The sequence below is a fragment of the Methylobacterium sp. WL18 genome (assembly GCF_008040015.1).
Lineage (GTDB): Bacteria > Pseudomonadota > Alphaproteobacteria > Rhizobiales > Beijerinckiaceae > Methylobacterium > Methylobacterium mesophilicum.
Genome location: NZ_VRVD01000181.1, coordinates 1 through 8,288, shown reverse-complemented (window position 1 = coordinate 8,288; position 8,288 = coordinate 1). Strand labels below are relative to the sequence as shown.

Genomic DNA, 8,288 nt, shown 5'->3' with positions numbered 1-8,288 from the left:
GGCTGGCACCGGCGGCGGCCCGGCCCTGGAGCCTGCTGGCGGTGCCGCCCCTCGCCTACGCGATCCTGGCCGGATTGATCCGGGCGACCCGCGGCAAGCCGCTCTACGTGCCCCACCTCGTGGACGACACCGCCTTCACGCATGCCTACGCGGCCGGCGAGGCACCCGAGATGGGGCCCCGCCTCGATGCCTTCGCGGCGCGCATCCACGCCGCCGAGGGCGACGCCGACGAGGTGGTGGTGGTCGGCCATTCCTCGTCGAGCTTCCTCGGCATCGAGGTGCTGGACCGGGTGCTCGCCCGCGATCCCGGATTCGGCGCGCGCGGCACGCCGGTCTCGTTCGTGAGCATCGGCAGCGTCATTCCCTGGCTCGGCCTAGACCCGGCCGCGCAGGGCTTCCGCGACAGCCTCCTGCGGTTCGGGCGGGCCGCGCAGATCCGCTGGCTCGACGTGCGCGCCACCTGGGACTGGCTGTCGATCCACAAGAACAACCCGATCGCCGCCTGCGGCCTGACCCCGCCCGATCCCGGCCGGCCCGCCGTCCTCTGGGTGGCGATCCACGAGCTGATCACCAGCGCCGATGTCGGCCGGCGGCAGTGGAACCTGTTCCAGATGCACTTCCAGCTGCTCATGGCGAGCCAGCGCGACAGCGGCTTCGACTATCTCGACGTAGTCACCGGGCCGGAGCCGGTGCACAGGCTCGTATCCCGCTGCCAGGAGGATGGGCCGCCCCCGGAGCGCGTCGGCGAAGCCGGGATCTGACCCCCGCCCCGCGCCCACGGATGTTGCCAGCGCGGGCGCTTCCGCTCTAGAGCCGGGTCAGCTTGAGATCTCAGCCCGGTTCGGGTTCGCCGCGGTACGCGTCCTTCGGGACGGGCCGCTCTCTGCCGAGACCTTCGCATGTTCCGCAACGACGTTCCGATCACCCCCGAGCTCGTGGCCCAGCACGGCCTCACGCCGGAGGAGTACGAGCGCTTCCGCGGCCTGATCGGGCGCGACCCGACGCTGACCGAGCTCGGCATCGTCTCGGCGATGTGGAACGAGCACTGCTCGTACAAGTCCTCGCGCAAGCACCTGCGTGGCTTGCCGACCTCGGGTCCGCACGTGATCCAGGGCCCGGGCGAGAATGCCGGCGTCATCGACATCGGCGACGGGCTGGCCTGCGTCTTCAAGATGGAGAGCCACAACCACCCGAGCTACATCGAGCCCTACCAGGGCGCGGCGACCGGCGTCGGCGGCATCCTGCGGGATGTGTTCACCATGGGCGCGCGGCCGATCGCGGCGCTCAATGCCCTGCGCTTCGGCTCCCCCGACCATCCGCGCACCCGCGCCCTCGTCTCCGGCGTGGTGGCGGGCGTGGGCGGCTACGGCAATTCCTTCGGGGTGCCGACGGTGGGCGGGCTGACCGGCTTCCACCGGCGCTACGACGGCAACATCCTGGTCAACGCCATGGCGGTGGGGCTCGCCCGCACCGACGCGATCTTCTACGCCGCCGCCACCGGGGTCGGGAACCCGATCGTCTATCTCGGCTCCAAGACCGGCCGCGACGGCATCCACGGCGCCACCATGGCGTCCGCGGAGTTCGACGAGGCCACGGAATCGAAGCGCCCGACCGTGCAGGTCGGCGACCCCTTCGCGGAGAAGCTGCTGCTGGAGGCCTGCCTGGAGCTGATGGCCTCGGGCGCGGTGATCGCCATCCAGGACATGGGCGCGGCGGGGCTGACCTGCTCGGCGGTGGAAATGGGCGCCAAGGGCGACCTCGGCGTCGAGCTCGACATCGAGAAGGTGCCGGCCCGCGAGGCCGGCATGACCCCCTACGAGATGATGCTGTCCGAGAGCCAGGAGCGCATGCTCATGGTGCTCAAGCCCGGCATGGAGGCCGAGGCGGAAGGCATCTTCGTCAAGTGGGGCCTCGACTTCGCGGTGATCGGCCGGACCACCGACACGCTGCGCTTCGTGGTCAAGTGGCACGGCGAGACCGTCGCCGACCTGCCGATCAAGGAGCTGGGCGACGAGGCGCCGCTCTACGACCGGCCGCATCTCGCCAACACCCATCAGCCGGTGATCGCCGCATCCACGGTGCCGGCGCCGGCCTCGCTCACCGAGGCGCTCAAGCGCCTCGTCGGCTCGCCCGACCTTGCCTCGAAGCGCTGGGTCTACGAGCAGTACGACCACTTCATCCTCGGCAACACCGTGCAGAAGCCCGGCGGCGACGCCGCGATCGTGCGGGTCGAGGACGGCCCGAAGGGCCTGGCGCTGACCTGCGACGTCACCCCGCGCTACTGCGAGGCCGACCCGGTCGAGGGCGGCCGGCAGGCGGTGGCCGAGGCCTGGCGCAACATCACCGCGGTGGGGGCCAAGCCGCTCGCCATCACCGACAACCTGAACTTCGGCAATCCCGAGAAGCCCGAGGTGATGGGCCAACTGGTCGGCTGCCTCCAGGGCATCGGCGAGGCCTGCCGGGCGCTCGACTTCCCCGTCGTGTCCGGCAACGTCTCCCTCTACAACGAGACCAACGGCGTCGGCATCCTGCCGACCCCCACCATCGGCGGCGTCGGCGTGCTCGACGACGTGGAGCGCCACGCCACCATCGCGCTCAAGCGCGAGGGCGACGTGCTGGTGCTGGTCGGTGCCGGCGAGGGCTGGCTCGGCCAGTCGTCCTATCTCGCGGTGATCGAGGGCCGGGAAGAGGGTGCGCCGCCCCCGGTCGACCTCGCGCTCGAGCGCCGCAACGGCGACTTCGTGCGCGGGCTGATCGTGTCCGGCACGGTCGACACCGTCCACGACCTGTCCGACGGCGGGCTCGCCGTGGCGCTCGCCGAGATGGCCATGGCCGGCGGCATCGGCGCGGCCCTGCCGGAGGTGCCGGTGGATCTGCCGGCCCACGCCTACCTGTTCGGCGAGGACCAGGCCCGCTACCTGCTGGCGGTCGATCCGGAGGCGGCCACCGACCTGCTCTACAGCGCCTCGGCCCAGGGCATCGACGCGGCCGTCGTCGGGGTGACCGGATCCGACCGTTTGACCCTGCCGGGCGGCGAGACCATATCCCTGTCCGAGCTGATCGCGGCCCATGAAGGCTGGCTGCCCACCTACATGGCGAGCCAGCCGGCCGCGCCGGCCGCCTGACCCCCTCAACGACGCCCCAGGAGTTTCCCGATGCCGATGGATGCGGGCGAGATCGAGCGCATGATCCGCGAGGCCCTGCCCGACGCGCAGGTCGAGATCCGCGACCTTGCCGGCGACGGCGACCATTACGCCGCCACCGTCCTGTCCGCGGCCTTTAAGGGCAAGACCCGGGTGGCCCAGCACCAGATGGTCTACGGCGCCCTGCAGGGCCGGATGGGCGGCGTGCTCCACGCCCTTGCGCTGACCACCGGCGTCCCTCAAGATTGACGGGAGACGTTTAGGCCTCGGGATGAGTCTAAAACCCTCCGTCTTCGTCGAACGCGTACAGCCGGCGGCCTGGGGCGAAGCCCTCGCTTGGGAACGTCAACTGCTTGGCGCCGTGCTGGGCGACCCATCCCTCCATGATGACCTTCGCGATCTCGTCGCGCCCGAAGATTTCTCGACAGGCATCCATGAGCGCCTGTTCGAGGCCGTACCGCGAATCACGGGTTCGGATGGGTCCATCGAGCGGGACGCGATCCCGGCCGCATTAGGGGCTTATGCCTGGGATGCGGAAGGCGGTGTCGAAGCCTGGCTCGACCGGTTACTGGCTGAGCGTGCCGCTGCCCCCGATGTGCTGCGGTGCGCGCGCGACATTCACGCAAACGCTGAACGACGGCGCGATCAGCCCGAACTGATCGATCAGGACACCGTCGCGTGGTGCCATCAACAGGTCGCCTTGCTCACGCGGCTGGCCGAGCGGTCCGACCCCTTATCTCAACAGATTGATTGGCAAAACATCGTTGGGGAGCTTCTGTACGTGGGCCGCTCGCAGACCAGCGGCGTGGTCCGCAAGATGGAGCTGGTTTTCGAACATCTCGTCAAACTCCTGTCAGACCCGGACGCGCCCAGCCGCTATCGGTGGCGGATCGAAATCGACGCGTTTCTGCTTCGGATCGCGCATGAGGCGAAGCCCTCCATGCGTCGACTGATCGACTTGGACGCTGCCTGGCGTCGTGGCGTTGCGGATGCCGCTGCCGGCCTTGCCGAATATGCGGTCCGCGTCCCTCGCGACCTGCCGCAGAAATGCCCGTTTACCTACGAGGATTTGACCGGCGGCACGTTGCCGGTCACCGCCCTCCTTGAGAAGCTGGCCGCGACCGGCAATATGAACGCAAGTCAACAGCCGTGAGATTCCCGATGACCGACGCCAACGCAACCATCCAGAACGAGATCGCCTCCCAGGACGTGGTGGTGTTCATGAAGGGCACCCCGCAGATGCCGCAATGCGGCTTCTCGGGCCAGGTGGTGCAGATCCTCAATTACCTCGAAGTGCCGTTCAAGGGCGTGAACGTGCTGGCCGACCAGGGCATCCGCGAGGGCATCAAGGCCTTCTCGAACTGGCCGACCATCCCGCAGATCTACGTGAAGGGCGAGTTCGTCGGCGGCTGCGACATCACCCGCGAGATGTTCCAGTCGGGCGAGTTGCAGACCTTCCTGGCCGAGAAGGGCATCCCGGTGAAGTCCGCCGCCGCCTGATTTCTTTGGGACCCGGCCGGATGGATCAGGGCGCCTGCGGGCGCCCTTTTTCGTGGCCGACTGCCATAGCGCCCGGTCGGGTCACCCGTGGGCGGGACGCATTCGCGTTCGCCGGCACGATCGCCTATATCAGAACCGTTCCACAGCTATGGATAGACCGAACATCATGGCGACGCCGTCGCTCGACAGCGCCCGCGCGGCCGAACCCGCGATCGAGAAGGCGCCCGATTTCCAGCCCATGCCGCTCCCCGGCCGGCGCCCCTCGCTGGTCGGGCTGACCCGCGACGCGCTCAAGGCGCAACTCGTGGCGATGGGCGTGCCCGAGCGCGAGAGCCGGATGCGGGCCGGCCAGCTCTGGCACTGGGTCAACTTCCGCGGGGCGAACGACTTCGCCGAGATGACCAATGTCGGCAAGGCCCTGAAGGCCGAGCTGGCGCAGCACTTCACCCTGGAGCGTCCCGAGGTCGCGAGCCGCCAGGTCTCCCGCGACGGCACCCGCAAGTGGCTGCTGCGCATGGCGCCGACCAACCCGCAGGAGCACAATCGCGGCGCCGAGATCGAGTGCGTCTACATCCCGGGTCCGGACCGGGGCACGCTCTGCGTCTCCTCGCAGATCGGCTGCACCCTCACCTGCTCGTTCTGCCACACCGGCACGCAGCGCCTCGTGCGCAACCTCTCGGCCGCCGAGATCGTGCAGCAGTTGGTGACCGCCCGGGACGAGCTCGGCGATTGGCCCGGCCAGATGCCGAGCCGCGACGCCTCCGGGGCCGGCGACGTCGGACGCCTGGTGACCAACATCGTGTTCATGGGCATGGGCGAGCCCCTGTACAATCTCGACGCGGTGATCGACGCCGTGGGGGTGATGTCCGACCAGGAGGGGCTCGCCCTGTCCCGGCGGCGCATCACGGTCTCGACCTCCGGGGTCGTGCCGCAGATCCCCCGGCTCGGCGAGGCGGCCAACTCCATGCTGGCGATCTCGCTCCACGCGGTGCGCGACGATCTCCGCAACGAGCTGGTGCCGCTCAACCGCAAATACCCGATCGCGCAGCTGCTCGAAGCCTGCCGGACCTATCCGGGCGTGAGCAACGCCCGCCGCATCACCTTCGAGTACGTGATGCTGAAGGGCGTCAACGATTCCGACGCCGATGCGCGCGAGCTGGTCCGCCTGCTCAAGGGCATCCCGGCCAAGATCAACCTGATCCCGTTCAATCCCTGGCCCGGCAGTCGCTACGAATGCTCGGATTGGGACCGGATCGAGCGCTTCTCCGAGATCGTGTTCAACGCCGGCTACGCCTCGCCGGTGCGCACCCCCCGGGGCCGGGACATCCTGGCCGCCTGCGGCCAGCTCAAGAGCGAGACCGAGAAGCTGCGCGCCCGGGCCCGGCTGATGCAAGAGGAAGGTATCGGCGCCGAGGGGTTCTACGCTGGGCTGGACGACTGACGCAGGTCCGGTTTCGAAAGGTCCGAGACCTTTCGTGGGTGCAGGGCAAAGCCCTGCTGCCGGGCTTCGCCCGGTGTCGGGCTCCGCCCTGACGACCCGCCAAAGGGCATGGCCCTTTGGAATCCCGCGATCACGCCGCGATCCGCTGCCCGTCCGCCCGGCGCAAGGGGGGCTCCTCGGCGCCGACCCATTCCGTGCGGTGCCGCGGCAGGGCCTCGGGGTGCTCGGCATGGAGCCAGGTGATCATCGCCTCGCGGATCACGCAGCGCAGGTCCCAGGCCTGGGGCGCATTGCGGGCGCTCACCAGCATCCGCACCTCGATGGTCGTTTCCCTGGCGTCCGAGACTTGGAGGTTGACGACCTTGCCGTCCCACAGGGGCGTGGCGGCGGCGATCTCCGACAGCTTCTCGCGCATCCGGGCCACCGGGGCGCGGTGGTCGACATGCAGGAACACGCTGCCGATCAGCGAGGCGCCGTCCCGGGTCCAGTTCTGGAACGGCTTCTGGATGAAGTAGGTGAGCGGCAGCACCAAGCGCCGCCAGTCCCACAGGCGCACCACCACGTAGGTGGAGGTGATCTCTTCGACCCAGCCCCATTCGTTCTCGACGATGATCGCGTCCTCGATCCGGATCGGCTGGGTGATGGCGATCTGGATGCCGGCCACGAGGTTCGACAGGACCGGCTGCATGGCAAGCCCCAGGATCAGGCCGGCAGCCCCCGCCGAGGCCAGCAGGCTTACCCCATACTGGCGCACCGGCTCGAAGGTCATGAGCGCCACCGAGACGGTGATCAGGCCGACCAGAGTGACGGCGGCGCGCTCCAGGATGCGCATCTGGGTGAAGTGCTTGCGCGCCAGCAGGTTGTCCTCGGCGTCGAGCTTGAACCGGCGCAGGTAGATAACCGTGGCGATGTGGAGCGCGGTGGCGCAGCACCAGCCGGTGAGCGTCACGAAGGCGACGAGCAGGATCTGGTTGAGAGCGATCCGCACCTCCCAGGACAGGTGTACCGTCGTCGAGGCGAGGCTGATTGCCACGACGATCAGGCCCAGGCGGCTCGGTCCGCGGCTGCGCGAGACCAGGGAGCGCCAGAACAGGCTCTTGCTCGCCACCGCCCGCTTCATCGCCCGGTACGCGACCCCGTGCAGCGGCATCACCACGGCGCAGCAGGTGACGATCAGGATCAGGCTCTCGGCCCACCACGGCAGATAGGCCAGCACGGAGGCGGCGCGGCCGGTCAGGGCATTAAGGTCCGGCATCGGGCATGACCTCCACGGGTTCCGAACGGGACCTGGAGGAATGGGCGGCACCGGTCAGGGTTCCGCAGCGCACCATGCCGGCGCTGCAACGCAGCGGCATGGTCAGGACGCGGCCGGACGGTTGCGTTTCGGTGCCCGGCCGGGCAGCCGCGCGCGTTCGCCGGCGACCCGTCCCGATGGGCGAGCCGATCCCGTGCCCCTTACCGCGCCGCCCCGATCTCCACGCTGCCGGTCGCTGTGCGGCCGAAGCGCGCCGGCCGGTACATGTCCTCCACCGAGGCGCCCGGATGCACGTAGGTCCCGGGCGAGACCGCCCGGACCGTGTAGGCCACGGTGAAGAACGCCGACTGGCTCGGGTCGCGGTCGTAGGCGGCCACGAAACGGTCGTCGCTGAACTCGGTGTGGACCGGCTGCACCTCCGACTTGGCGAAGGCGAGGCTCTGGAGGGCGTCGGCGTCGAGCAGCTTCGGGTTGTCGATCTCCAGCCCCGCCGGCAGAGGATCGACCAGCAGGATCCGCCCGGCCTGGGCCTTGTCCTCGATCACCTTGAGCACCACCACGAGCCGGTCGTTCTGGCGCAGGCCGTGGGCCGGATCGACCACGCTGCCGTCGAGCCGGTGGATGCTGCGCTCGATCCTGTAGCCCTGGGCGGCAGCGGGCTCGGGCACCAGCGGGCTGCCGTTCACCCCCAGCACCACCTGCACCGGCGCCCGGCCGGTGTTGACCAGCGCGACGCTGCGCCCGTCCAGGGCCGGCCCCCGGTAGATCCGGGCGAGCGGCCCGGCCTGCGCCGCGCCGTCGAGGCTGAACGACAGGGCGTCGGCCTCCTTGGACAGGCCCTCGGCCGCGAGCACCAGCCAGGCATTCTCCTGCGTGCTGGTCGTCCGCGTGTCCTGGGATTCCTCGCCGATCACCGCGGCCACCGGGGCCAGCGCGACCTGGGTCAGCC

General features: G+C 69.6%; 7 protein-coding genes and 1 pseudogene. 6 read left to right on the top strand and 2 right to left on the bottom strand.

Going from position 1 to position 8,288, the window contains the following annotated elements; genetic code table 11:
• The 6 genes from FV228_RS14520 to rlmN all read left to right on the top strand — a co-directional run.
• A partial coding sequence (locus FV228_RS14520; protein WP_147855272.1) for a hydrolase occupies positions 1-761 on the top strand: 761 nt, incomplete at its 5' end.
• 138 nt (positions 762-899) lie between these two features.
• Positions 900-3,125: a phosphoribosylformylglycinamidine synthase subunit PurL gene (purL, locus tag FV228_RS14515; RefSeq protein ID WP_147855271.1), complete on the top strand. Its 2,226-nt coding sequence runs from the start codon at positions 900-902 to the stop codon at positions 3,123-3,125.
• A 30-nt stretch (positions 3,126-3,155) separates the two neighbouring features.
• A complete protein-coding gene (locus FV228_RS14510) occupies positions 3,156-3,392 on the top strand; it encodes a BolA family transcriptional regulator (RefSeq protein WP_007568343.1) in 237 nt (78 codons plus the stop codon).
• A 22-nt stretch (positions 3,393-3,414) separates the two neighbouring features.
• A complete protein-coding gene (locus FV228_RS14505) occupies positions 3,415-4,296 on the top strand; it encodes a DUF29 family protein (protein WP_147855270.1) in 882 nt (293 codons plus the stop codon).
• Positions 4,297-4,304: 8 nt separating this feature from the next.
• On the top strand, positions 4,305-4,643 hold the full coding sequence (gene grxD, locus FV228_RS14500; RefSeq protein WP_147855269.1) for a Grx4 family monothiol glutaredoxin: 339 nt from the start codon (positions 4,305-4,307) through the stop codon (positions 4,641-4,643).
• A 166-nt stretch (positions 4,644-4,809) separates the two neighbouring features.
• Positions 4,810-6,084: a 23S rRNA (adenine(2503)-C(2))-methyltransferase RlmN gene (rlmN, locus tag FV228_RS14495; RefSeq protein ID WP_147855268.1), complete on the top strand. Its 1,275-nt coding sequence runs from the start codon at positions 4,810-4,812 to the stop codon at positions 6,082-6,084.
• Positions 6,085-6,214: 130 nt separating this feature from the next.
• Here the strand turns inward: rlmN and FV228_RS14490 are convergent, their stop codons facing one another.
• Complete coding sequence (locus FV228_RS14490) at positions 6,215-7,339, bottom strand: mechanosensitive ion channel family protein (RefSeq protein WP_147855267.1); 1,125 nt, start codon at positions 7,337-7,339, stop codon at positions 6,215-6,217.
• A 200-nt stretch (positions 7,340-7,539) separates the two neighbouring features.
• Positions 7,540-8,288 (bottom strand): annotated as a pseudogene (locus tag FV228_RS14485) (alpha-2-macroglobulin family protein); the annotation flags it as partial.